The organism is Micromonospora echinofusca, from assembly GCF_017614955.1.
Taxonomy (GTDB): domain Bacteria; phylum Actinomycetota; class Actinomycetes; order Mycobacteriales; family Micromonosporaceae; genus Micromonospora; species Micromonospora echinofusca_A.
In genome coordinates, this window is record NZ_WVUH01000058.1 from 1 (window position 1) to 26,160 (window position 26,160).

Sequence of the window (26,160 nt, forward strand, 5' to 3'; positions counted from 1 at the left end):
CGCACACCCACCCCGACCACCTCGCCTACGTCATCTACACCTCCGGCTCCACCGGCCGCCCCAAGGGGGTGGCGCAGACCTGGCGCTGCCTGGACAACCTGATCGACTGGCAGCTCCGGTACGCCGCTCCCAGCAGCCCGGTACCGGACCGGGTACTCCAGTTCGCCTCGATCAGCTTCGACGTGTCCTGCCAGGAGATCTGGAGCACCCTGTGCCAGGGCGGCACGCTGGTGCTGATGGACGAGGACCGCAGCCGGGACCTGGGCCGGTTGCGGGAGTTCATCGCCGACCAGCGGATACGGCGGGCGTTCCTGCCGGCGGCGGTGCTGCACCAGCTGGCCGGGCTGGTCGGGGCCACCACCCCGCTCACCCCCGGCTGCGAGATCGTCACCGCCGGGGAGGCGCTGCGGGTCAACGACGACGTCCGGGCCCTGCTGGTCGGGCTCGGCGGCAGCCACCTCTACAACCAGTACGGCCCGACCGAGACCCACGTGGTCAGCCAGTACGCGCTGGCCGTCACGGACACGGCGCACTGGCCGGCGCTGCCCCCGATCGGCCGGCCGGTCACCAACACCCGGCTGCACGTGCTCGACGCGCGGCTGGAGCCGGTGCCGGACGGTGTGCTCGGCGAGCTGTACATCGGCGGTGCCGGGCTGGCCCGGGGTTACCTGAACCGGCCCGCGTTGACCGCCGAGCGGTTCCTGCCCGACCCGTACGGCGGGCCGGGTGAGCGGATGTACCGCAGCGGTGACCTGGTCCGCCGTCGGGCCGACGGCACCATCGACTTCGTCGGGCGGGCCGACGACCAGGTCAAGGTACGCGGCTTCCGGGTCGAGCCAGGTGAGGTGGAGAGCGCGCTGCGGGACGTCCCCGGGGTCCGCGAGGCGGCCGTGCTGCTGCGCGAGGACTCCCCCGGCGACCCGCACCTGGTCGGTTACCTGACCGGCACGTTCACCGCCGAGGTGGCCGGTGAGCACCTGCGGCGCCGGTTGCCCGGGCACCTGGTGCCGACCCGCTGGATGGTGCTGGACCGGCTGCCGTTGACCGCCAACGGCAAGCTGGACCGCCGGGCCCTGCCCGCCCCGGACCAGCCGGACGGTACCGCCGGCTACGTGGCGCCCCGCGACGGGCGGGAGGCCCGGCTGGCCGCCATCTGGGCCGAGGTGCTGCGCCGCGACCGGGTCGGCGCGTACGACAACTTCTTCGCCCTGGGCGGGCACTCGCTGCTGGCGACCCGCCTCGTGCACGCCGTCAACGAGCGGATGTCGGCGCGGTTGTCGCTGCGTACCCTCTTCCGCAAGCCGGTCCTGGCCGACCTGGCGGCCGAGCTGGCCCACGACGGCGGTCCCGCCACGACCGCCCTGCCGGCGCTGCGCCCCGACCCGGCGAACCGGTACGAACCGTTCCCGCTCACCGACATCCAGGAGGCCTACTGGGTCGGCCGCCAGTCCAGCATCGAACTCGGTGGGGTCGGCGCGCACGGCTACAGCGAGCTGCGGGTCCGCGACTTCGACGAGGAGCGGTTCACCCGGGCGCTGCACCGGTTGGTCGACCGGCACGACATGCTGCGGGCGGTCTTCCACGACGGTACCCAGCGGGTGCTGCCGACCGTGCCGCGCTACGCGATGGCCCGGCAGGACCTGCGCGGCCTCGACCCGGACACCGTGCAACGGCGGCTCGGCGAGACCCGCGAGCGGATGTCCCACCAGCTGCTCGACGCGAGCCGGTGGCCGCTGTTCGAGTTCGCCCTGACCCTGCTCGACGGCGAGGCGCGGCTGCACGTCAGCATCGACGCGCTGATCGTCGACGCGGCCAGCGCGCAGATCTTCGAACACGAACTGGCGGTGCTCTACGCCGATCCGGACGCCGACCTGCCGCCGGTGCCGGTGACCTTCCGCGACTACGTCCTGGCCGAACGGGAGCTGCGGGGGACGCCGCGCTACGCGCGGGCCCTCGGCTACTGGCGGGACCGGGTCGGCACCCTCGCCCCGGCGCCGCAGCTTCCGCTGGACCGCCAGCCGGAGAGCGTCGGACGGCCCCGGTTCACCCGGTACGACGAGGTGCTGCCGGCCGAACGCTGGAGCCGGCTGAAGGCGGCGGCCGGCCGGTACGGGGTCACCCCGTCGGTGCTGCTGGTGACCGCGTTCGCGCAGGTCCTGGCCCGGTGGAGCCGACAGCCCCGGTTCACCCTGAGCCTGCCGCTGTTCCACCGGCTGCCGCTGCACCCGGGCATCAACACGGTGGTCGGCGACTTCACCTCGCTGGTGCTGCTGGAGGTCGAGGTGGCCGCCGGGGTGGACTTCGCCACCCGGGCCCGCGCGGTGCAGGAGCAGCTGTGGCAGGACATCGACCACGCGGCGGTGAGCGGCGTACGGGTGAACCGGGAACTCGCCCGCGCCCGGGGTACCCGGCACGCGGCCATGCCGGTGGTGTTCAACAGCACGCTGACCGAGTCGGCGCCCGAGGTCGGTGACAGTGGCCTCGCGGCGGCGCTGGGCGGGGAGGTCGTGCACGGCATCACCCAGACCCCGCAGGTGTGGATCGACCACACGGTGCTGGAGGCCGACGGGCGGCTGCACTTCAACTGGGACAGCATCGACGAGCTGTTCCCGCCCGGCCTGGTCGCCGGGATGTTCGCCGCGTACCGGGACCTGCTCGCCCGGCTGGAGGAACCGGACGCCTGGCGGACCGGTCTGGACGGGCCCGTCGCGCCGCCGGTGCCGGCGCAGCGGCCCCCGGTACGCCCGCTGCTGCACGAACTGTTCGACCGGCAGGCGTCGGCGACCCCGACCGCGCCGGCCGTACTGGCCCCCGACCGGGAGTTGGACTACGCGACGGTACGCGCCGAGGCGCGGCACCTGGCCGGGCGGTTGCAGGACCGCGGGGTACACCCCGGTGACCTGGTCGCGGTCCTGCTGGACCGGGGCTGGGAACAGGTCGTCGCCACCCTGGCGGTGCTCTACGCCGGTGCCGCCTACCTGCCGCTCGACCCGGACTGGCCGGCCGACCGGGTGGCCCGGGTGCGGGCGCGGGCCGGGGTGGACCTGGTGCTGGTGGGTCCGGACCGGACGGAGGTCCCCGACGACGTCGCGCACCTGGTGGTGGACGCGGCCACGGTCGGCCCGGACGGCCCGGCACTGCGCCCGGTCACCCGGGTCGACACCGACGTCGCGTACGTGATCTACACGTCCGGTTCGACCGGCACCCCGAAGGGCGTGACGATCGACCACCGGGGCGCGGTCAACACGCTGCTCGACGTCAACGAACGGTTCGCCGTCGGTCCGGCCGACCGGGTCCTGGCCGTCTCCGCGCTCAGCTTCGACCTCTCCGTCTTCGACATCTTCGGTACCCTCGCGGCCGGCGCGGCGGTGGTCACCCTCGACCCGGACCTGGCCCGCGACCCGGCGCACTGGCGGGAACGGGCGTGGACCCACCGGGTCAGCGTCTGGAACTCGGTGCCGGCGCTGGCCGGCCTGCTGGTCGACCACGCCGACGCCGGGCACCCGCTGCCGCCGTCGCTGCGCCTGGTCATGCTCTCCGGCGACTGGATCCCGCTCCCGCTGCCCGGTCGGCTGCGGACGGCCCTGCCGGACGTGGAGGTACACAGCCTCGGCGGGGCCACCGAGGCGTCGATCTGGTCGATCCACTTCCCGGTCGACGGGGTGGACCCGACCTGGCGCAGCATCCCGTACGGCCGGGCGCTGGCCCACCAGCAGGTCCACGTGCTCGACGGGGCCCTGCGCCCCCGGCCGACCTGGGCCGTCGGTGACCTGTGGATCGGCGGCGTCGGCCTGGCGCAGGGCTACTGGCGGGACGAGGCCGCCACGGCGGCCAGCTTCGTCGTGCACCCGGTCACCGGCGAACGGTTGTACCGCACCGGTGACCTGGGCCGGCTGCGGCCGGACGGGACGATCGAATTCCTCGGCCGCGAGGACGGCCAGGTCAAGGTGAACGGGTACCGGATCGAGCTGGGCGAGATCGAGGCGGCGTTGGAGAGCCACCCGGCGGTACGCGCCGCCGCGCTGCGGCTGATCGGGCCGGCGCAGGGCGAGAAGCGGCTGGCCGGGTACGTGGTGCCGGAGGGTGGTACGCCCGACGTGGCCGACCTGGTCGCGCACCTGGAACGGCGGCTGCCCGCGTACATGGTGCCGGCGTCGTTCACCGTCCTCGACGCGCTGCCGCTGTCGGCCAACGGGAAGGTCGACCGGGGTCAACTGCCCGAACCGAAGGCGTCCGCCCCGGTCGCGGTCGAGGCGCTGGTCCTCGACGACCCGACCGAGAACCGGGTGGTGGAGATCGTCACGGACATCCTCGGCCTGGCGGTCGTCGCGCCGGACGCCAACCTGCTGCTGCTCGGCGCCACCTCGATCGACATCGTGCGGATCGCCAACGCGCTCGCCGGTGAGCTGGGGTTCCGGCCGAAGCTGGCCCGGTTGATGCGCCAACCGACCCTCGCCGACCTGCTCGGCATGTACCGCGAACACGCCGCGCAGCGGGCCGTCGTCGCCACCGCGCAGCGGACCGCGACGGCCCGGCGGGAGACCGCCGCGCCACCGGACACCGACGCGCCGCCGGCCGCCGTGGTCGACGACCCGGCCGCCCGCGCCGCCTTCAAGGCCCGGGGCGCGGGCCGGCGGGTCTTCGCGGCCGGTACCGCCGAGGTCGCGTTGGCCGCGCCGGCCGGCCCGGCGGTCGACCGGCGCTACACCGGGTACCGGTCGGTGCGCCGGTTCGACGCGGCGCCGGTACCGGCCGAGGCGCTCGGCCTGCTGCTGGCCAGCCTGTCCCAGCGGGAGGTCGACGGGGCGCCCAAGTTCCAGTACGGCTCGGCCGGCGGCACCTACCCGGTGCAGACGTACCTGTACGTCAAGCCGGGCCGGGTGGCCGGGGTGCCCGGTGGCGCCTACTACCACGACCCGGTGGCACACCGGCTGGTGGCGCTCGGCGCCGACCGTACCCTCAGCCCGGACGCCTACGACTACTTCGTCAACCGGCCGGTCTTCGAGGCCGCCGCGTTCGCGCTGTTCCTGGTGGCCCAGCGCGCGGCGATCGAACCCCTGTACCAGGACCAGAGTCTGGCCTTCTGCACCATCGAGGCGGGTGCCATGGCGCAACTGTTGACGATGACCGCCCCCGACCACGGCCTCGGCCTGTGCGGGATCGGCTCCCTGGAGGCGACGGAGCTGGACGCCCTGTTCGACCTGGACGGCTCCCACCGGCTGATCTACTCGATGGTCGGCGGCCGCCGCCCCGGACCGGACCCGGAAGGCAGCCCCGGACCGGACCCCGAGGTCGACGCGGACACCGACGCGGACGAGACGGTCGTGGTCGAGCTGTGAACGCCATCGAGGTGCTCGACGCGCTCAACCGGCTCGCGGTCGGGCTGGAGGTCGACGGGGACCGGCTACGGCTGAAGGCGCCCCGGGACGTGCTCACCCCCGACCTGCTGGCCGACGTGAAACGGCACAAGGAGGAACTGGTCGCGATCCTGACCGGGGCCGACGCCGACACGATCCCCCGCCGGCCGGCGTCGGACGCACCGCTGCCGCTGGCGTTCGCCCAGCGCCAACTGTGGTTCCTCGACCAGCTGTCACCGGGCAACCCGTTCTACAACAACCCGGTCGCGTTCGACATCGTGGGCGCCCTGGACGTCCCGGCGCTGGAACGGGCCCTGACCGAGGTGGTCCGCCGGCACGAGGCGCTGCGTACCGTCTTCGCCGCTGTCGACGGCGAACCCTGCCAGGTGGTCCGCCCCGCCGGCCCGGTCACGCTGCCGGTCACCGACCTCACCGCGCTGCCGGTGGCCGAGCGGCGACGCCGGGCCGACGAGGCCACCGGGGCGGACGCGCGCGCCCCGTTCGACCTGGCCACCGGGCCGCTGCTGCGCAGCAGCCTGCTCCGGTTGGCCGCCGACGAGCACCGGTGGTTGCTCACCGTGCACCACACGGTGGCCGACGGCTGGTCCATCGGCATCCTGATCAACGAGGTCACCACGCTCTACGGGGCGTACACCCGGGGTGCGGTCAGTCCGCTCGCCGAGCTGCCGGTCCAGTACGCCGACTACGCCTGCTGGCAGCGCCGGCACCTGGCCGGGGCCGAACTGGACCGCCAGCTCGGCTACTGGACCACCACGCTGGCCGGTGCGCCCGCCCTGCTGACCCTGCCGACCGACCGGCCCCGGCCGGCGGTGCAGCGCTACCGGGGCGACTGCCACGGCGTGCCGGTGGACGCCGACGTGCTGCGGGGTCTGCGGGAGGTCGGCCGGGCCGGCGACGCGACCCTGTTCATGACCGTGATGGCCACCCTGTCGGTGCTGCTGTGGCGGTACAGCGGGCAGGACGACGTCTGTGTCGGCACCCCGTTCGCCAACCGGAACCACCGCGAGGTCGAGGGCCTGATCGGGCACTTCATCAACACCGTGGTGATCCGTAACCGGCTGGACCCGGCGCAGTCCTTCGCGGCTCTGCTGGCCGACGTGCGGCGGCACCTGCTCGACGCGTACGCCCACCCGGACCTACCGTTCGAGCAGCTCGTGGACGCCCTCAAACCGGAACGGGACACCAGCTACTCGCCACTGTTCCAGGTGATGCTGGTGCTCCAGAACATCCCACGCGGTCGGCTCGACCTGCCGGACCTGGCCCTGCGCCCCCTGCCGAGCAGCACCGGAGCGGCGAAGTTCGACCTGTCGGTGGAGGTGGTCGAGGAGGCCGACACGCTGCACGTCACCTTCGAGTACGACACCGACCTGTTCGACGCCGCCACCGTCGCCCGGATGGCCGACCACTTCGTCCGGCTGCTCGCCCAGGTGGCCGCCGACCCGTCGGTACCGGTGGGTGACCTGCGGCTGCTCGGCCCGGCCGAACGGCAACGGCAGGTGGTGGAGTGGAACCGCACCGCCCGACCGCTGACCGCGCCGGTGAACCTGGTGGACCGGTTCGCGGAGCAGGTACGCCGGCACCCGGACCGGATCGCGGTGGCCGACGAGGACGAGCGGCTCGACTACGCCACGCTGGACCGGCGGGCCAACCGGGTGGCGCACGCGCTGATCGCCCGGGGTGTCCGCCCCGACCAGCTCGTCGGCCTGCACGCGGGCCGCTCGGTGCGGCTGGTCGTCGCCATCCTGGGCATCCTCAAGGCCGGGGCCGGTTACCTGCCGCTGGACCCGACGCTGCCGCCGGACCGGCTGGCCGGCATGATCGCCGACGCCCGGCCCGCCCTGGTACTCCACGACGACGATCTGGCGGCGGTCGAGGCGGCGGGGCGGCGGGCTGTGACCCTGGCTGCCGTCGAGGCCGAGGGAGAGCGGGACGATCCGCCCGGCGTCGCCCCGCACCCGGGCAGCCTGGCCTACGTCATCTACACGTCGGGCTCGACCGGTCGACCCAAGGGCGTCGCGGTCACCCACGGCAGCGTGGTGAACCTGCTCGACCACTGGGTGGACCGGCTGGGCAGCACCGACGGCGGGGCGGCGGCACTCTGGTCGAGCATCGGCTTCGACGTCTCGGTGCAGGAGATCTTCCTGCCGCTGACCACCGGCGCCGCCCTGCACCTGGTACCCGAGCGGGTGCGCGCCGACCCCGCCGCGCTGATGGACTGGTGGCGGGCGCACCGAGTGGTCCAGGCGTACCTGCCACCGGCCTTCGTCCGGTGGGTCGACGAGGATCCGGCGACCCGGCTGGCCGGGCTGGCGCTGCGGCACCTGCTGGTCGGTGTGGAACCCCTGCCGGAGCAGGGCCTGCACCGGATCCGGGAGGTCCTGCCCGGCCTGCGCATCCTCAACGGGTACGGGCCGACCGAGACCTGCGTCTACAGCACCGCCTACCTCGATCCGCAGCCGGTGGCCCGGCAGTGCCCGATCGGCCGGCCGCTGGCCAACACCCGCGTGTACCTGCTCGACGAGCGGTTCGAACCGGTACCGGTCGGGGTGACCGGGGAGATCGTCATCGGTGGCGCCGGTCTGGCCCGGGGGTACCTGGGCCGGCCGGGGATGACCGCCGACCGGTTCGTGCCGGACCCGTTCGTACCCGGCGAGCGCGTCTACCGCACCGGTGACCTGGCCCGGTACCTGCCGGACGGGAACATCGAGTACCTGGGCCGGCGGGACAACCAGGTGAAACTGCACGGCTTCCGGATCGAGCCGGGCGAGATCGAGGCGGCGCTGCGCGACCAGCCGGGGGTGCACGAGGCGGCGGTCCTGGTGGACCGGGACACCGGCGGCGAGCCGAGGCTGGTGGCCGGGGTCAGCCGGGGCGGGGCGGCACCGCTGCTGGTCAGCGAGTGGCGTGCGCTGCTGTCCCGGCGGCTGCCCGGGTACATGATCCCGACCCGGTTCGTGGAGCTGCCGCACCTGCCGCAGACCGCCAACGGCAAGCTCGACCAGGCCGGGCTGCTGCGGCTGGCCCGGGAGAACGCGCCCTGGCAGGTCAACCTGGCCAGCCCGCGCGACCAGATCGAGCTGACCCTCTACCAGATCTGGAAGCGGCTGCTGCTGCACCCGGACATCGGCATCACCGACCGGTTCTTCGACATCGGCGGCACCTCGATCTCGGCGATCAAACTGGCCCACGCGATCGGGGAGGCGTTCGGGGAGACCCTGCCGGTCCACGAGATCATGCTGCACCCGACGATCGAGGCGCTCGGTGGGCGGCTGCGGCGGGGTGCGTCGGGTCGGCCGCCGAGCAACCTGATCGAGTTCCGGCCGGGCGACGGCGGCGGCCGGGTGATCTGCGTGCACCCGGCCGGTGGTACCGCGTTCTGCTACCTCTCGCTGGCCAAGGCGCTGCCGGAGTCGTTCGGGGTGTACGGCGTCCAGTCGCCGGGGGTGAACCCGGGCGAGGAGTTCCTGCCCACCGTCGAGGCGATGGCCGAGGCGTACCTGCGGCAGGTCGAGCCCCTGCTCGACGGGCCGGTGGTGCTCACCGGGCTCTCCTACGGCGGCCTGGTCGCGTACGAGATGGGGCGCCGGCTGGCGCTGGCCGGGCACCCCGGGCTGAGCGTGGTGCTGCTGGACACCCTGGGCACCGACGACCCGGCCCACCGCGCCGGGATCGAGCCGGTGGACATGACCGAGTTCCGCGACAAGCTGATCAAGTTCAACGGGATGTACCCGGGCATCGACGACCGGCAGATCGACCAGTACCACCGCATCTACAACCACAACCGGTCGACCATGCGGGACTACCCGACCCTGCCCTCGCCGGCCCGGCTGGTGCTGTTGCAGGCCACCGCCGGGCGGGACGAGACCTTCCTGCGCGAGGTACGCGGCTTCTGGCAACGGCGGAGCGCCGACTTCCGGCTGGAGCAGGTGCACTGCGACCACTGGGAGATCCTGGAGAGTGTCGAGGTGCTGCGGGTCGCCGCCCTGCTCCGCGACGAACTGGACCGGATCCCGGCCGCCGGTCCGGCACGGGGGGCGTGATGACACCCGATCTCGCCCGGGCGGTACTCGCCCAGGTCGGGCGTACCCCCGACGCGCTCGCGGTGGTCGACGGCGACCGCCGGCTCCGCTACGCCGACCTGGCCGCCGCCAGCGCCACGGTCGCCCGGGCGTTGCGGGGCCACGGGGTACGGCCGGGGCAGGCGGTCGCCGTCCGGCTGCCCCGGTCCTGGCACCTGGTCTGCGTCATGCTCGGCATCCGGCGGCTCGGCGCGACCGTGGTGCCGTTGGACCGGCAGAGCCCGCCCGACCGGCAGCACCACATGCTGCGCGACTCGGCCGCCGTGGCGGTGGTGCACGACCGGCCGGCGCCCGGTGACCTGCCCGGCGGGGTCCGGGCGCTGCCGGTGGACGACCTGTTCGACCCGGCCGGGGAGGAGGCGTCCGATCCGCCCGGGGCAGCAGACCCGGCCCCGGTCGGGTTCCTCTTCTACACCTCGGGCACCACCGGCCGACCGAAGGGCGTCCAGGTGTCCGACGCGGGCATCCTACGGCTGGCCCGACCGGGCTACCTCGACCTGCCGGCCGGCGCCCGCTACGCCTGCCTGTCCAACCCGGCGTTCGACGCGCTGAGCTTCGAGGTCTGGGTACCGCTGCTGACCGGCGGCTGCTGCGTGGTCCTCGACGACGAGACGGTGGCCACGCCGCACCTGCTCGCCGCCGCGCTGCGCACCGCCCGGATCGACACGCTGTTCATCACGGTGGCGCTGTTCAACGCGGTGGTGGACCGGGTGCCGGACTGCTTCGCCGACGCCGGTCAGGTGCTGGTCGGCGGCGAGCAGCTCAACGCGCGGCTGATCCGCCGCTGGTACCGCGACAACGCCACCAGCCGGACCCGGCTGCACAACGTGTACGGGCCCACCGAGGCGACCACGTTCGCCCTGTGCCACCCCATTCCCCGGGACTTCGACGCGGAGGTGGTGCCGATCGGTCGGGTACTGCCGGGTACCGACGCGGTCGCGGTGGTCGACGGCGGGCGGGTGGCCGGGCCGGGCGAGGTCGCCGAGCTGTACCTCGGCGGTACGGCACTGGCGGCGGGGTACCGGAACCTGCCCGACGAGACGGCGGCCCGGTTCGTCCGGCTGCCCTGGTCCGACGGGGGCGCCGGCCGCTGGTACCGCACCGGTGACCTGGTCCGCGCCGACGCCGACGGCCGGTTCAGCTACGTCGGCCGGGTCGACCGGCAGGTCAAGGTCCGGGGTTTCCGGGTCGAGCCGGGCGAGGTGGAACGGCAGCTCGTCACCCACCCGGCGGTCCGGCAGGCGTACGTGTGCACCCGGCGTGACCCGGTGCTCGGGACGAACGAACTGCTGGCGTACCTGGTGGCCGAAGCCGGGCTGACCTTCGCCGACCTCGACCGGCACCTGACCGCGACCCTGCCGGTGTACCTGCGTCCACACCGGATCCACCGGGTCGACGCCCTGCCGCTGAACGCGAACGGCAAAGTGGACACCGACGCGCTGCTGGCCCGCGAGGACCCGCCCTGGCGGGGTGACGACGACACCGGGCCGCCGGCCACCGCCTGGCAGCGAGAGGTGCTCGCGCTGGCCGGCGAGGTGCTCGGCGTACCGGACCTGCGACCGGGTGACCGGTGGATCGCCAGCGGTGGCGACTCGTTGCGGGCGCTGCGGTTGCGTTTCGAGATCCAGCGTCGCTGGGGTGCCGAGGTACCGCAGGCGACCGTCCTGGGCGGGGACCTCGCCGAGCTGGCCGCCGCGATCGGGGCGGCCCGGGGCGCCAGCGGGGCAGCCGGGGAGGCGACCGGGTCGCCGTACCCGGTACCGGCGGCACCGGCCGGTGCGTCGTCGGCCCCGGCCACCTCGGAACAGCAGCGGCTGTGGCTGCTCCAGCAACGCTCACCGGGCTCCACCGCGTACCACGTGGGGCTGGCCTTCGAGGTGGACGGCCCGGTCGACCTGGCCGCGCTGCGCACGGCGCTGCGGTTGACGGTGGTACGCCATCCGGCGCTGCGGACCGCCTTCCGGGTCACGCCGGACGGGCTGCGTCAGGTGGTCGGCGAACCCTACGACCCGTGGACGGAACCCGACCCGTGGACGGAACCCGACCCGGGGACGGGCCCCGGCCCGGTGGTCGCCCCCGACCCGGGCGGCGACGGTGGTACGGCCGGCCCGGACTGGCGTGACACGGCCCGGGCCCTGGTCGCCGTACCGTTCGACCTGGCCGCGCCGCAGCTGCTGCGGGCGTACTGGCTGCCCACCGACGGTGCCGGTGTGCTGCTGCTCCACCTGCACCACATCGCGGTCGACGGCTGGTCGCTCGACGTGCTGTTCCGTACCCTGTCGACCGACTACGCGGCGGCGCTACGCGGCGAGCCGGTGGACACCACCGGGTCGACCGGCGTGCCGACTCCGCTCGACTTCGCCGCCTGGCAGGCCGACTGGTTCACCCGCCCCGCCTACCTGGCCCAGCGCGCCGCGCTACGGGACCACTACGCCGACGTCGACGAGGTCGCGGCACCGCTGCGGCCGGTACGCCCGCGCGGCGTGACCGGCGACCACCTGCTGGTGACGACGCTCGACCCGGAACGCCGCAGTGCGCTGGACCGGCTCGGCGCCGAGCTGGGCCTGACCCGTTTCCCGCTGCTGCTGGCCGTCTTCGGCTGGGCCGTGTACGGCGTCACCGGGCGCACCCGTCCCCGGGTCGCCAGTCCGGTGGCGAACCGGCCGGTGCGCGACTTCGCGGCCAGCGTCGGAATGTTCGCCAACACCGTGCTGCTGCCCCTGGCGTCGGCCCCCCGCGAGGACCTGCGTACCCAACTGCTGCGGCAGGCCACCGCGCTGCGCGCGGTACTGGACGCCCAGGACGTGGCGCTCGCCGACGTCGTCGCCGACCACGACTTCGGCGCCGACGCCGCCCTGTTCGACTTCCTCTTCGTCCTCGACAACACCGACTTCAGCACGCTGGCCCTGCCCGGCTGCGGGTCCCGCCCGGTGTGGTTGGCACCGACCGAGGCGAAGTGCCCGCTCACCCTGTCGGTCGTCGCGCACGAGGCCGGTTTCGACTGCCTGTGGGAGTACGCCGACGACCACTTCGACGCGGGTCAGGTCACCGCGCTGGCCGACCTGTTCCGGCAGGGCCTGGACGCGCTGGCCGACGGCGGCACGGTCACCCTGGCGGACCTGGTCCGCCCCTACCGCAGTGGCCTGCCGCAACCGGGCCGGGGTACGCCCGCGCCGTTGACCTTCACCACCGTCGCCGAGGGCTTCGCCCGGCAGGTGCACGCCCGACCCGACGCGACCGCGCTGGTGACCGGGGAGCGCCGGCTCAGCTACGCCCAACTCGACGGGTACGCCGGGGCGCTCGCCGCCGAACTGGCCCAGCGCTGGCCGGAGCCGGCCGGTGTCGGGTCGGAGGTCGACCGGATCGTCGCCCTGTACGTCGAACCGTCGGTCGAGCACGTGGTGGCGCTGCTGGCGCTGGCCCGGCTCAACCTCACCATCGTGCCGCTCGACCGGGCCTACCCGCCGGCACTGCTGCGCCAGATCCTGGCGCAGATCGACCCGCTCTGCGTACTGTTCTCCCCCGGCACCGGGGCCGCCCTCGACGCGATCGACGACGGCCGCCCGCTGTACACGCTGTTCACCTCCGGCTCCACCGGCACACCCAAGGGCGTCCGGGTCGGCGACGCCCTGCTGTGCAACCTGCTCCAGTGGCAGGAACGGGCCGGCGGTCTCGCCGGCCGGGCGGACACCCTCCAGTTCTCGATGCTCTCCTTCGACGTGTCCTTCCAGGAGGTCTTCGGCACGCTCTGCGGCGGCGGCACCCTGCACCTGCCCCGACCCGGCTGGCGGCAGGACATGCCGGCGCTGCTGGACCACCTCGACACCGCCGGCATCGAGCGGATCTTCATGCCGTACGTCGCCCTGCAACTGCTCGCCGAGCACGGCGTCCGGCTCGGCCGGTACCCGGCGCGGCTGCGGGAGGTGGTGACCGCCGGGGAGCAGCTGATCTGCACCGACAGCATCCGCCGCTGGATCGCCGGGCTGCCCGGGGCGCGACTGTTCAACCACTACGGCCCGACCGAGACCCACGTGGTCAGCAGCCTGTGCCTCGACGGTGACCCGGCCACCTGGCCGGCCCGCCCGGCGATCGGCCACCCGATCGCCAACATGCTGCTGCGGGTCGTCGACGACGCCGACGAGGTGGTGCCGCCGGACTGCCCGGGGCAGCTGCTGATCGGCGGCGACCTGGTCACGCCCTGCTATCTCGGCGACCCGGCGCACAACCGGGTCCGCTTCGTGGAGCTGCCCGGCCTCGGCTGGTTCTTCCGCAGCGGCGACCGGGCCCGGTTCGACCACGACGGTCTGCTGCACTACCTGGGCCGCGACGACCAGCAGGTCAAGGTCAGCGGGCACCGGCTGGAGCTGGGCCAGGTCGAGGTGGCACTGCTGCGTCACCCGGCGGTCGTCAACGCCGTGGTGGTCCTCGACGACGGGCACCTGGTCGCCTGTCTTGAGTCCCGGACCGATCCGCCCCCGGCCCCGGCGGAACTGGTCGGGCACCTCGCCCGACTCCTGCCCGGCCATGTCCGGGTGGACCGTTTCCGGTGGCTGGCGGAGCTGCCCCGTACCGCGAGCGGAAAACTGGACCGGCGTCGGGCGTTGACCGCGCCGGGTGGCGAGGCACGTCCGCACCCGACCGGACCGGCACCCGCGCTGTCCCCGCTGGAGGCACGACTGGCCGGGCTCTTCGAGGAGGTCGTCGGGGTACCCGTCGGACCCGAGCAACGCTTCTTCGACAGCGGCGCGGGCAGCCTCGGCCTGATGCGCTTCCACCTGCGCTGTACCGCCGAGGGCCTGCCGCTGACCGTGCCCGACCTCTTCGAGCACGTCACCATCCGCCGCCTGGCCCGTTTCCTGGAGACCCGGTCGCCGGTACCCGGGCAGCAGCCGGCACCCGGCCAGCAGTCGACGACCGCGCAGCGGACCGGGCCCGACCCGGCGGACGACCCGGTGGCCGTGGTGGGGATGGCCGTGCGGCTGCCCGGCGCGACCGACCTGGCCACCTTCTGGGCCATGGTGGAGGCCGGCGAGCGGGGCGTCGAGCACTTCGACGCCGCCGACGGCCTGGTCGGTGCGCGCAGCCAACTGGCCGGGCTGCTCGCCTTCGATCCGGAGCACTTCGGCATCAGTCGTTCCGACGCGCGGCTGATGGACCCGCAGCAGCGTCACCTGCTGATGAGCTGTGTGGAGGCGTTGGCGCACGCCGGCATCGCCGACCCCGCCGGCCAGCGGGTGGGCCTGCTCGCCAGTTGTGGGGAGAACACCTACTTCCAGGCGATGCTGCGCGAGGGCGACCCGGCCCGGCTGCCGGACGCCTTCCAGTTGGCGCTGCACCACGACAAGGACTTCCTCGCCACGAAGGTGGCGTACCACCTGGGGCTGACCGGACCGGCGTTCACCGTGCAGTCGGCCTGTTCGAGTTCGCTGGTCGCGGTGCACGTCGCCGCCGGTCTGCTGCGCGGCGGCGAGAGCGACGTCATGCTGGTCGGCGGCGTACTGGTGGACCCGCTGCTGCGCGACGGCTACCGGTACCGGCCGCAGCACATCTTCTCCCCGGACGGGCACTGCCGGTCGTTCAGCGACGACGCCAACGGCACGATCGGTGCCAGCGGGGTGGGTGTGGTGGTGCTGAAGCCGCTGCGGCTGGCCCGGCGCGACGGTGACACCGTGTACGCGGTGATCACCGGTTCGGCCGTCAACAACGACGGCGCCGACAAGCTCGGGTACACCGCGCCGTCGATCGCGGGCCAGCGCGAGGTGATCCGGGCGGCGTTGGCCCGCAGCGGGCACACCAGCGCCGACCTGGGTTACGTCGAGGCACACGGCACCGGTACCGAGTTGGGTGATCCGGTCGAGGTCGCCGCGCTGCGTCAGGCGTACGACCTGACCGAGTCCGCCCGCTGCGCGCTGACCTCGGTGAAGAGCCAGCTCGGGCACCTCGGCGCGGCGGCCGGGGTGGTCGGACTGGTTCGTGCCGTCCTCGCCGTCCACCATGGGCTGATCCCGCCGACCGTCGACTTCCGGCGGCTCAACCCACGGCTCGGCGACGACCCGACGCCGTTCTACGTCCCGACGAAGGCCCGGCCCTGGCCGGTCGGGCAGCCGAGGGTGGCGGCGGTGAGCAGCTTCGGCATCGGGGGTACCAACGCGCACCTGGTCCTCGACTCCGGTACCGGACCGGCGGCCACCGGGTCGGCGCGGTCGGCGCTGCCCGACGTACCCGTGGTGCTGTTGGCGAGCAGCAGCGCGGCCGGGTTGCGCGCCGACGCCGAGCGGATCGCCGACTACCTGACGGTCCGGCCGGGCGCCTACCGGCAGGTGGTACGCCATCTCCAGGCCGGCCGGCCGCCGGGCCGTTGGCGGGCCGCCGCCGTGTGCGCCGACGCGGACGCCGCCGTGGCCTGGCTGCGCACCGTGACCCCGGTCGAGGTCACCCCGGTGGGGCCGACCCCGGTCGACGTCACCGGCGGGCAGCAACCGTCGGCTGGGTACGCCGCGACGGTACCGGCGGAGCTGGTCGCCGCCTGGCTGGCCGGGCGGACCCTCCGGTGGCCGGCCGGGTCGGCGCAGCCGCCCTGGGACCTCCCCCCACCGGCCTTCACGCTGGCCGACTACGACTTCGTCCGGGCCACGCCCCCGGCCCCGACAACGGCGCCCGCCGCCGGGACGGCCGGTGTGGTCGCGTCGGACGACCGGCGGTGGCCGGCCCGGCTGCCCGAGGCCGAGTGGCTGTACCAGCCGCACTGGGTACGGTGGCGCCATGCCGGCGCGGTGGTCGGCTCCCCCCGGCCGGCGACGCTGGTGGTGCTGGCGGCCGACCCGCTCCCCCCAAACGTGGTGCGTGCCTTCGCCGCGACCCACGACCGGGTGGTCACCGTGACCGCCGCCGACCGGTTCGCCCCGGTCGGGCCGGACCGCTACCAGGTGGACCCGGCGGACCCCGGCTCGCTGGGCCGGCTGCTCGACGCGCTGACCGACAGCGGGCACGGGGACGTCGACTGGCTGCACGCCCTGCCCCTGGCCGTCGCCGGGCCGGTCGGGGCGGACACCGTGGCGGACGCCTACCGGGCCTGCGTCGACGCACCGGCGGCCCTGCTGACGGCGGTGGCCGACCGGCCCGGTCCGGTCCGGTTGCGGACCTGGTGGCTGTCGTACGACGCCCAACCGGTGGACGGTGCGGTGGACCGACCCGAGTTGGGCCTGCTGGCCGGGGTCTGCGAGGTGACACCCCAGGAGACCGCCGTCGACAGCCACTGGCTGGACCTGCCGGGCCGCGATCCGGTGGACTGGGCGGCGGCGGTGTCGGCGCTGCTGGCGGAGCCGGTGCCACCCCGACGGCTCGCCCTGCGGCACGGCTACTGGTGGGAGCAGGCCCTGCTGCCGGTACGCCCGCCGGCCGTGCCGGACCCGCCGACGCCACCGGTGACTCCGGCGGCACCGACCGGACCGGCCGTGTACCTGGTCCTCGGCGGCACCGGCGGTATCGGGCGGAGCATCGCGTCCTGGCTGTTGGAGCAGCACGACTGCCGGGTGGTCCTGCTGGCGCGGCGGGGACGGCTGCCGGCCGAACTGGCCCGGTGGGCCGACCGGGTCGACGTCGTCGAGGCGGACCTGGCCGACGGCGACCCCGACGCCCTGGTGGCCCGGCTCGACGGGTACGCCGCACGGATCGATGGGATCGTGCACACCGCCGGGGTCGCGGCCGGCGGGTTGGCCACCCGGCGGGACGCGGCGGCGGCGCGCCGGGCCACGGCGGGTCGGACGGGCGGTGCCCTGCTCGTGGAGCGGCTGGTCGAGCACCACCGGCCGGCGTTCGTGGTCTACTGCTCGTCCATGTCGGCGCAGCTCGGCGGGGTCGGCCAGCTCGACTACGCGGCCACCAACGGCCTGCTGGACAGCTTCGCCCGGTACCGTCCGGCCCCGGACAGGACCACGGCGCGCCACCCGGACCCCGACGGACCCACGGCACGGGACGCGGGCGCGGTCGGGACCACGCTGCGGATCGTCGTCGACTGGGACGTCTGGCGGGAGGCCGGTCTCGCCCTGGCCGCCCTGCCCACCGACGCCCGGCACCGGGCCCACCTGGCCGTCGGCCTGTCCGTGGCCGAGGGACGACGACTCTTCGCGCAGGCCCTGCGGCTGCGCCTGCCGCACCTGCTGGTCTGCACCACCGGGCCGGGCCGGGCCCGGGAGTTCTACGCGCCACCGCCCGGCGGGCCGGTCCCGTCACCCGCCGGGGCGTCGGCACCGGCGACGTCGGTGCCCGGGGTGGCGGACGCCGGACCGTCCACCGTGGTGGCGGCCCCGGCCGCCGACCAGCTCACCGAATGGCTGTGCCACTGGTTGGACCTCGACCGGCTCGACCCGGACGCCTCCCTCTACGACCTGGGCGCCGATTCCCTGCTCCTGCTGAACCTGATCGACGAGGTGCGGGAACGCTTCGGGGTCGACCTCGGCCTCGGCCAGCTCAGCCACCGGGTGAGCCTGACCGAGGTACTCACCCTGCTCGGTGGACCGGCCCGGGTGACGGGCCCCGGCCGGCACACCGGTGCCACGACACCGACCGTGCCGCTGGAGATCTGGCAACCGGGCACCGGCCGGTCCGTGCTCTGCCTGGTCCACCCGGTCGGCGGGGACATCGGGGCGTACCGGTCCCTGGTGTCGGCTCTCGACCCCGCGCTGACCGTCTGTCTCGTCGCCGACCCGGCGCTGGCGCAGCCCGGGCAGCCGGCCTGGTCACTGGCGGAGCGGGCCGAGCGGTACCACGCCGCGCTGCGGGACCGTTTCCCGCCACCGGAGTGGCGCTGGCGGCTCGCCGGGTGGTCCTTCGGCGCCTGGGTGGCGCTGACCATGGCAGCGCGTGCCGAGCAGACCGGCCGACCGGTGGACGGGCTCTACCTGCTCGACCCGCCGCCACCGGGTGCCGGGCCGGTCTTCCAGGCGTACGACGACGAACGGCTCGACGTGCTCTTCGCGCACGAACTGGGGGCGGCGACCGGGGCGGGACCGGCGGCCCGGGCGTACGCGGAGGCGCTCGCCCGCTGCTGCCGGGCGAACCTGGCCAGCATGGTGCCGCACACCCTGCCCCGGCTGGCCGGTACGCCCACCCGGCTGTGGCTGGCGGGCCGCCCGACCGCCGGCCTGCCGGCACTCGGTACGCCGCAGCAGCAGGCCCGACGGTGGCAGGCACACCTGCCCGGACCGGTGGCCTGGCACCTGGTCGACACCACGCACTACGGCATCGTCCGCCCGGAACACGCCCGGACGGTGGCCGCGACCATCAACGAAGAGGCACACCTGTGAGCGATCCCCTGTGGTTCTGCCGGGCGTCGGAGTCGGCGGCCCCGGTACGGCTGTTCTGTTTCCCGTTCGCGGGCGGTAACGCCGCCGCGTTCCTGCCCTGGCAGGCGCTGCTCGGCCCCGACGTCGAGCTGTGGGTGGCCCAGCTACCCGGTCGGGGCGCCCGGCTGTTCGAGCCGCCCCTGTCCGACCTGGACGAGTTGGTCGGCGAGCTGACCGGGGCGATGGCCGGGTACACGGACCGACCGTACGCCCTCTTCGGGCACAGCCTCGGCGCGCTCGTGGCCTTCGAGGTGGCGCGTGCCCTGCACCGCGACGGCCGGCCCGGCCCGCGCGGCCTCTGGGTCGCCGGGGCGGAGGGGCCGCGTACCCGGTCGGTCCGGCAGGTGCTGCACGACCTGCCCGACGCGGAGCTGATCGAGGCGCTGCGCGACTACGGCGGTACCCCCACCGAACTGCTGGACGACCCGGAGATGATGGCCCTGCTGCTGCCCGGCCTGCGGGCCGACTTCGCGCTGGACGAGTGCTACACCTACCGGCCGGGGGCGCCCCTGGACCTGCCCGTCCACGTCCTGCTCGCCGACCGGGACCCGCACGTGGAGCCCGCCCGGGTGGCCGGCTGGTCGCAGGAGAGCAGCCGACCGGTGCAGCGGCACGTCTTCCCCGGCGACCACTTCTTCCTCTTCCCCCACCAGGCCACCATCACCGCGCTGCTGGCGGCCGGGCTGGCCACCGATCCCCCGGTGACCCGGTGAACCCGTACCGGTCGTTGCCGGCCCGGTCGTTCTGGCGGTCCGCCGTGGCCGGGGCGGACCTGTCGACCCTCGGTGACCTGTGGACGCCCGCGTTCCCCCTCGACCCCGACGCCTCGGTCCTCACCGCCGGCTCCTGCTTCGCCCGGCACCTCGGTCCGGCGCTGCTCGACCACGGGTGGAACTGGCACGAGGTCGAACTGCCGCCACCGGGGCTGACCGGGGCGGAACGCGCCGCCCGCCACTACGGCACGTTCTCGTTCCGGACCGGCAACATCTACACCGCCGCCGGGCTGCGGCAGTGGCTGACCTGGGCGTTGGACGGGGTCGACGCCCCCGACGAGGTGTGGCACACCGACGGCCGGTGGTTCGACCCGTACCGCCCGGCGGTCGAACCCGACGGTCACGACTCGGTCGAGGCGACGATGGCCGCGCGGGCGGTCACCCTGGCCGCGATCCGGGACGGCATCGCCGGGGCGGGCTGCCTGATCTTCACCCTCGGCCTGACCGAGGCGTGGTGGGACCGGGCCACCGGCACCGTGTTCCCGGTCTGTCCGGGCACGGTACGCGGCACCTTCGACCCCGACCGGCACGTCTTCCGCAACGCCACCGTCGCCGAGGTGCACGCCGACCTCTCCGCCGCCGTCGCGCTGCTCCGCGCCGTCAACCCGGGGTTGACCGTGCTGCTGACCGTGTCCCCGGTACCGCTCACCGCGACCGCCACCGGGGAACACGCGCTCGCCGCCACCACCTACTCGAAGTCGGTGCTGCGGGCCGCGGCGGGTCAGCTGGCCCAGGAACACGCACACGTCGACTACTTCCCCTCGTACGAGCTGATCACCGGGGTGCCGTCCCGGGGGGTCTTCTTCGCGCCGAACCTGCGCACCGTGACCCCCGAGGGGGTCGCGTACGTGATGCGGCACTTCTTCGCCGCCCTCGACGGCCGGCCGGCCGGGCTGCCGGCGTCCGCTGCCGCCGGGGCACCGACCGACCGTTCCGCCGCCGGCAGCGCGACCGCACCGGCGGGTACCCGCGACGGAGGTGACCTGCTCTGTGACGACGCCGTCCTCGACTACTACCGCGCCGGCTAGGTTCCTGCTGCTGGGCGACTCGCACGCCGGGCCGGTGGGCCGGGCGGCGAAGGCGGCCGGGGTACCGTTCGTCGGCGGTCCGATCGGCTCGGGCCGGGACTTCAACGCCGACTTCTTCGACGTGGGCCCGGACGGCCTCACGTTCCGTGACGCCGAGGCGGACGGCCGGTACCGGGGTTTCCTGGCCGAGTTGGCGGTGGACGACCTCGCCGGGCTCCGGATCCCGCTGGTGTGCACCTTCGGTCTCAGCGTGCACTTCTTCGCCGTCACCGAGAACTGGCGGATCTACCGGGCCGGCGACGGCGACTTCCTGCCGGGTTTCCTGGCCAGCCGGCTCTTCGACGACATCGTCCGCGCCATGGCCCGGGACGCGCTGGCGTTCTACCGCCACAGCCTCGACCTGGGCCTGCGGGTCCTCGCGGTGCTGCCGCCGCAACGGGTACCGGGCATGTCCGACGGGGCGGTCTTCCTGGCGGCCCAGGAGACCGTCCGGCGCGCCCTCGACGACCTCGGTGTCGAGGTCGTCGACCTGCGCGCCCGGGCCACCGACGGGACGGGCCGGCAACGCGCCGCGCTGTGCGAGCCGAACGACCCGATCCACGGCAACCTCGCCTTCGGCCGGCTGATCCTGGCCGACCTGCTGGCCCGGGGACTGTGAACCACCACCGCCGAAAGGAACGAGATGGAAGAGCACGTACTGGCCGCCGTCGAACGGTTGACCACCCGTCCGCCGGAGAAGTACGACACGTTCGAGGCCCGGCCGCTGTCCCCGGTCATCGGTGCGGAGATCACCGGCCTCGACCTGTCCACCGAACTGGACGACCGGCAGCTCGCCGAGATCCGGCGCGCCTTCCTCACCCACCACGTGCTGGTCTTCCGCGACCAGGTGCTCTCCGCCACCGACCACAAGCGGTTCGCCGGCTACTTCGGCGAACTACGCCTGCAACCCCTCGCCGACCTGGACGGCGGGGACCCGGCCATCCTGGAGATCAGCGCCAACCGGGAGTCACGGTTCGTCGCCGGGGAGGACTGGCACTGCGACGGTACGGCGGACGCCGAGCCGTCCCTGGGCTCGATGCTCTACGTCACCCGCACCCCGGAGATCGGCTCCGGCGGGGACACCCTGTGGGCCAACATGCACCTGGCCTACGAGATGCTGTCCCCGTCGATGCGGAGCTTCCTCGACGGCCTGACCGCGATCCACGACGGACTGATCCCGTGGCAGGGTTACACCCCGCCACCGGAGTACGTGATCCCGAAGAGCGAGCATCCGGTGGTGGTACGCCACCCGGAAACCGGCCGTAAGCTGCTCTTCGTCAACGCCGGTTTCACCTCGCACATCGTGCAGCTGTCCCGGCACGAGAGCCGGGCCCTGCTGGACATGCTGTTCCACCTGGTCGCCAACCAGCCCATCCTGAGCTGCCGGGTCCGCTGGACGCCGAACACGCTGGTGTTCTGGGACAACCGCTGCACCCAGCACCACGCGGTGTGGGACTACTACCCGCACTCCCGGTACGGGCAGCGGGTCACCATCAACGGCAGCCGACCGGTCGCGTAGCCGCCGGTCCCGGACCGGTCCGTCCCACACCCGCACCGGGCCGCCGTCGGTCCGGGCGGCGGTCCGGTGCGGCGACGTGTCAGGGGATGCTCGGCTCGAGCCCTGGACGGTCGTCGAAGAGCTGCACCCATCGCCCGTCGAACCCGCCGTTGGCGGCGGTGTACCAGGCACCGCGCAGCCACTCGCCGTTCTCCCTGCTGCTGGCGGTGTCGACCGTCCCGTCGTGGACGAAGAGGTCGTGCTGCCACCAGTACGCGTCGGGCGAGTCGTGGCGTCCACTGGCCATCTGCCGGGTCCAGCCGTAACTGTCGGTGCCGGTCCCCTCGAACGCCGGGAAGTGGTCGGACGAGCCCTCGATGTCCTCGTCCGCCTCGGCGGAGTACACGCCGTAGAGCCAGTCCTTGTGGATGATCCCTTCACGGTCGTCGGTCAGGTCCGATGCACCGTTGTCGCGGGACTTGCTGTAGAAGCGCTGACGCCCGGCGCCCACCTCCACCGCACCGGTCTCGTCGACCACCGGCGACTCCAACTCGACGTCGTCCGACGCGGACGACAGCCAGTGCGTGGACCAGGCCGGGTTGCCCGCCCAGTGGGTCGGAATGATGTCCGCGATGTCCTGCAGCTCGTACGTGATCCGCTTGGCCTGGTACCAGTCGACGGTGTGCTCGTTGTCGTGCCCGCCGATCAGCGTCGAGGCATTGGCGAAGGTCAGCGGCTTCGCGCCCCAGGCGGTGACCGTGGCCGACGACGCCTGCGGGACGAAGACGTAGTGCACGTTCTTGTTCTCGTCCTTGCCGCTGATCTCCACCTCGGCGTTGTCGGTGACGGGTTGGCTGACGAGCGAGCTGTAGGTGTCGTTGACGTACCGCAGTTCGTGTGCGTGCGTGGCCAGGACGCTGCCGGCCTCGTCGGCCTGCCAGACCATCAGGTGCCGGCCGGTGGCGGTGTTCATGAAGTTGAATCCGGAGTCACCGCGCTTGCGGATGATGTGCTCGTGGTGGTGGGTGATGGTCGAGTTGTTCACGTACTCACCGGTCGCCCCCGGGGTGCCGGTGACGTTGCGCACGACGAGCTCGATCCGCTCCCAGTCGTGGATGGCGGCGCCTTCCTTGTCCGCCGCGTTGTACACGTGGTAGAGCAGCACCAGCGACTTGGTGGTGCCGCTCGCGTACTCGACCAGCGAGGTGTAGAGCGTCGGGCGGATCCGCCACGCGGCGTACGGGCTGGTCGTCGCGTTCGCCGCCGACGCGGCAACGTAGTGCTCGCTCTCCAGCCAGTGGTACCGGTTCGTCGCGAAGTTGCGGTCCTGGTCGAAGTCGTAGTTCGTCAGCCAGTCGCGGCCGTCCTGACCGTTGTCCTCGTTGGCCCGCTTGAAGATCACCGGCGCGTAGTAGTTCAGGTAGGCCTGCCGTTGCGCCGTCGTGAGCAGGGGTACGGTGGCGTGGGCCGCCCGGTTCCCGGTCACCGGCAGGGTCCCGAGGACGACCAGCACGAGCGCCAGCACTCGGGCCAGCGTCCGCCACCACGTTCGCGGGGATCCATCAGGACATTGACCGGACAGGTCCGGTGCGCTGAACCGCACGCTTCCTCCTCTGGGACTTCCCGGGACCGCCCGGCGACGGGCCGGTCGTGGGCCCGAGTCGGGCGGATGGCGCCCCACTATCACACGCACCTCCAGAAGATCGCCATCCTTCGATGCATATGCCGCCCCTGCCGCAGTGCCGGCTGTCGGCCCTAGCCCGGCGCCACGATCTGCGCGGTGTACGCCCAGTCCTCCGCCAGGGCGGCGTCCCGCTCGGCGGTCAGACCGGTGAGGTCGGCGCCCGCGATCCGGCCGGCGGCGGCGATCCGGTCGCGCAGGATCCGGGCGGTGACCAGGGCGGCCCGGGTCCCCTGCGCGGTCACCGGGTCCAGGTGGTAACCGGCGTCGCCGACCAGGCACCAACCCGGCCCGCTCATCGGCCGGCGCAGCATCCGCATCCGGCCGGCACCGCCGACCGTGGTGGTACGCCGGCCGGCGGCCACGGCCGGGCCCAGGTGCGGGTCGTCACGCACCATCCGGTCGTACGACCGCGCCGGGTGCCGGCCGGTGGCGTCGATCAGGCTCTGGTGCAGGTCGAGGGCGATACACCACTGCTTGTCGCCGCACGGGGTGCAGATGAGCACGCTGCGGTCCTGCAACGAGAAGTACGACCGGTCGGTCGGCAGGGGCAGGTTCTCGTAGTAGGCGAGTAGCGCGAACCAGGGTGACTCGATCACCTGGTACGCGGTCGCGCCGACCCGCTGCACGTTGCGGGACAACCGGCCGTCGGCGAGGACGAGCAGGTCGCAGGTGACCTCCCGGTCGACTCCGGCGTGCCGGACGGTCACCCCGCGTACCCGGCCCGCGTCGGTCGTGACGTCGCGCACCTGGGCCGGACGCCAGACGGTGACGTTGCCCCGGCTCTGCGCGGCGGCGAGCAGTGCCGGGTCCAGCACCTCCCGGGCCACGCTCATCCGGTACGAGTACCCGTCCTCCAGCGGGTACACCCGCTCGACGACCTCGTCGCCGATGCGCTGGGTGTCGCCGTAGGTGCGCGGAGCGCCGCAGGCCAGCACCGTGTCCAGGAGATCCAGCTCGGCCCAGGCGAGGTTGCCGGTACGGTCCCAGGTGGACTGTTGCGGCCAGAACGCGGTGGCCCGGGAGGCGTCCACGACGAGGATCCGCTCCGCGTACGGGGCGAGCGCCCAGGCGGTGGAGGCCCCGGCGATCCGGCCGCCGACCACGACGACATCCCAGTGGTCGGTGCTCACGGCAGCGCCCGTCCGACGGGGCACCGGCCGATGTGGTCGCTCAACACGGTTCAGTCTCCCATCCATGATCGGGCCGACGGAAGAGCACCTCAGCGCGGTGGGCGGGCCGTCAGCCCCGGGCCGGCGCACGTCGACCGGTGGGCTCGGTCAGCCGGGCCGGCGCACGTCGACCGGTGGGCCGAACCGGACCGGCACGCCGGGCGAGTACACCACGCTCACCGGTGCCCCGGTCACCGCCGGCAGTCCGGCGGCGGCGACCAGCCCGTCGTCCAGGTGCAGCAGTTCGGCCCGGTGCAGGGGCCAGCGGGGATGCCAGTTCGGCAGGTACAGGGTGCGACCGTACGCCCGGGTGTGCAGGCCCCAGCGGGCGGTGACGAAATGGTCCAGCGGGGTCGGTTCGGCGATCGGCGCGCCGACCCGGACCACCATCCGGCTGGTCGTACCGGCCGGGCCGGGCCAGCGCCGCCGGCAGCGGTAGGTGAACCGGTCGCCGACCCGGTCCACCCGCATCGCCGACCACAGGTACGGCAGCCCGAGGGTCAGCCGGGCGACCAGCACCGGCACCAGCCGGGACGCGTCGAGGGAGCGGAACACCACAGCCCGGCGGCCGGTGTCGTCGACCGAGTAGAGCCGGACGTTGGTCTCCCAGAAGGTACCGAGGTACGGCACGCCCGGCCCCCGCCCGAGACCCAGTCCGACCATCCGGAAACCGATCAGCCCGACGTAGGTGACCCCGTCCAGGGTGTCCGGCCGGGTGCCGGCGGGCAGCAGCGGGGCGACGGTCTCCGGGGCGACCGCCCAGTGCAGGAAGGTGAGATCCTGCCAGCGCTGGCGCAGGGTGGCCCAGGAGAACGTCGGACCGGGGGCGGGGTCGACCGGTTCGATGTGCACCCGCCCATGGTCCCCCGACGTCAGCCGACGGCGGTCACCGGTGCCGGGGTGGCCCGACGCTGTCCCGGACGACGAGCTCGGTGGCGAGTTCGACCCGTGGGCTTTCGATCTTCTCGCCGTGGGCCAGCCGCAGCACGGTACGCGCGGCCAGCATCCCCATCTCGGCCAGTGGCTGACGGACCGTGGTCAGCGGCGGGGAGCACCACCGGACCTCGGGCAGGTCGTCGAAGCCGACCACGCTGACGTCGTCGGGTACCCGCAGGCCACGCTTGCGGACCGCCTCGTAGACGCCGAGGGCCATCTGGTCGCTGGAGGC

11 protein-coding genes are annotated in these 26,160 nt (G+C 73.8%); 7 read left to right on the forward strand and 4 right to left on the reverse strand.

All coding sequences use genetic code 11. The features are described from left to right. From GSF22_RS09545 to GSF22_RS09575, 7 genes are all read left to right on the forward strand, one after another. The coding region (locus GSF22_RS09545; protein ID WP_208812999.1) for a non-ribosomal peptide synthetase at positions 1–5,339 on the forward strand (5,339 nt) is incomplete at its 5' end. Continuing rightward, entirely contained in the window at positions 5,336–9,418 is a 4,083-nt protein-coding gene (locus GSF22_RS35365) for a non-ribosomal peptide synthetase (protein ID WP_208813000.1), read from the forward strand. The genes GSF22_RS09545 and GSF22_RS35365, both read left to right, overlap by 4 nt. After that, positions 9,418–18,762, forward strand: a complete 9,345-nt coding sequence (locus GSF22_RS09555; RefSeq protein ID WP_208813002.1) for a non-ribosomal peptide synthetase — start codon at positions 9,418–9,420, stop codon at positions 18,760–18,762. The genes GSF22_RS35365 and GSF22_RS09555 overlap by 1 nt, the downstream gene beginning before the upstream one ends. Then, positions 18,759–19,514, forward strand: coding sequence for a thioesterase II family protein (locus tag GSF22_RS09560; RefSeq protein WP_208813004.1), 756 nt, complete (start codon positions 18,759–18,761; stop codon positions 19,512–19,514). Before GSF22_RS09555 ends, GSF22_RS09560 begins: the two co-directional genes overlap by 4 nt. Next, entirely contained in the window at positions 19,511–20,602 is a 1,092-nt protein-coding gene (locus GSF22_RS09565) for a GSCFA domain-containing protein (RefSeq protein WP_208813006.1), read from the forward strand. Before GSF22_RS09560 ends, GSF22_RS09565 begins: the two co-directional genes overlap by 4 nt. Before the next feature lie 34 nt (positions 20,603–20,636). Further along, complete coding sequence (locus tag GSF22_RS09570) at positions 20,637–21,260, forward strand: hypothetical protein (RefSeq protein WP_208813008.1); 624 nt, start codon at positions 20,637–20,639, stop codon at positions 21,258–21,260. Positions 21,261–21,284: 24 nt separating this feature from the next. After that, on the forward strand, positions 21,285–22,160 hold the full coding sequence (locus GSF22_RS09575; protein WP_208813010.1) for a TauD/TfdA dioxygenase family protein: 876 nt from the start codon (positions 21,285–21,287) through the stop codon (positions 22,158–22,160). A 79-nt stretch (positions 22,161–22,239) separates the two neighbouring features. Here the strand turns inward: GSF22_RS09575 and GSF22_RS09580 are convergent, their stop codons facing one another. The 4 genes from GSF22_RS09580 to GSF22_RS09595 form a co-directional block, all read right to left on the reverse strand. Next, the gene (locus GSF22_RS09580; RefSeq protein WP_208813013.1) at positions 22,240–23,664 is read right to left on the reverse strand and encodes a hypothetical protein; all 1,425 of its coding nucleotides are present in this window, start codon (positions 23,662–23,664) and stop codon (positions 22,240–22,242) included. A 230-nt stretch (positions 23,665–23,894) separates the two neighbouring features. Further along, entirely contained in the window at positions 23,895–24,953 is a 1,059-nt protein-coding gene (locus GSF22_RS09585) for an FAD-dependent oxidoreductase (RefSeq protein ID WP_208813015.1), read from the reverse strand. A gap of 147 nt (positions 24,954–25,100) precedes the next feature. Then, entirely contained in the window at positions 25,101–25,844 is a 744-nt protein-coding gene (locus GSF22_RS09590; RefSeq protein ID WP_208813017.1) for a YqjF family protein, read from the reverse strand. 34 nt (positions 25,845–25,878) lie between these two features. Beyond that, positions 25,879–26,160 (reverse strand): LacI family DNA-binding transcriptional regulator (locus GSF22_RS09595; RefSeq protein ID WP_208813019.1); only part of this gene is annotated, 282 nt, incomplete at its 5' end.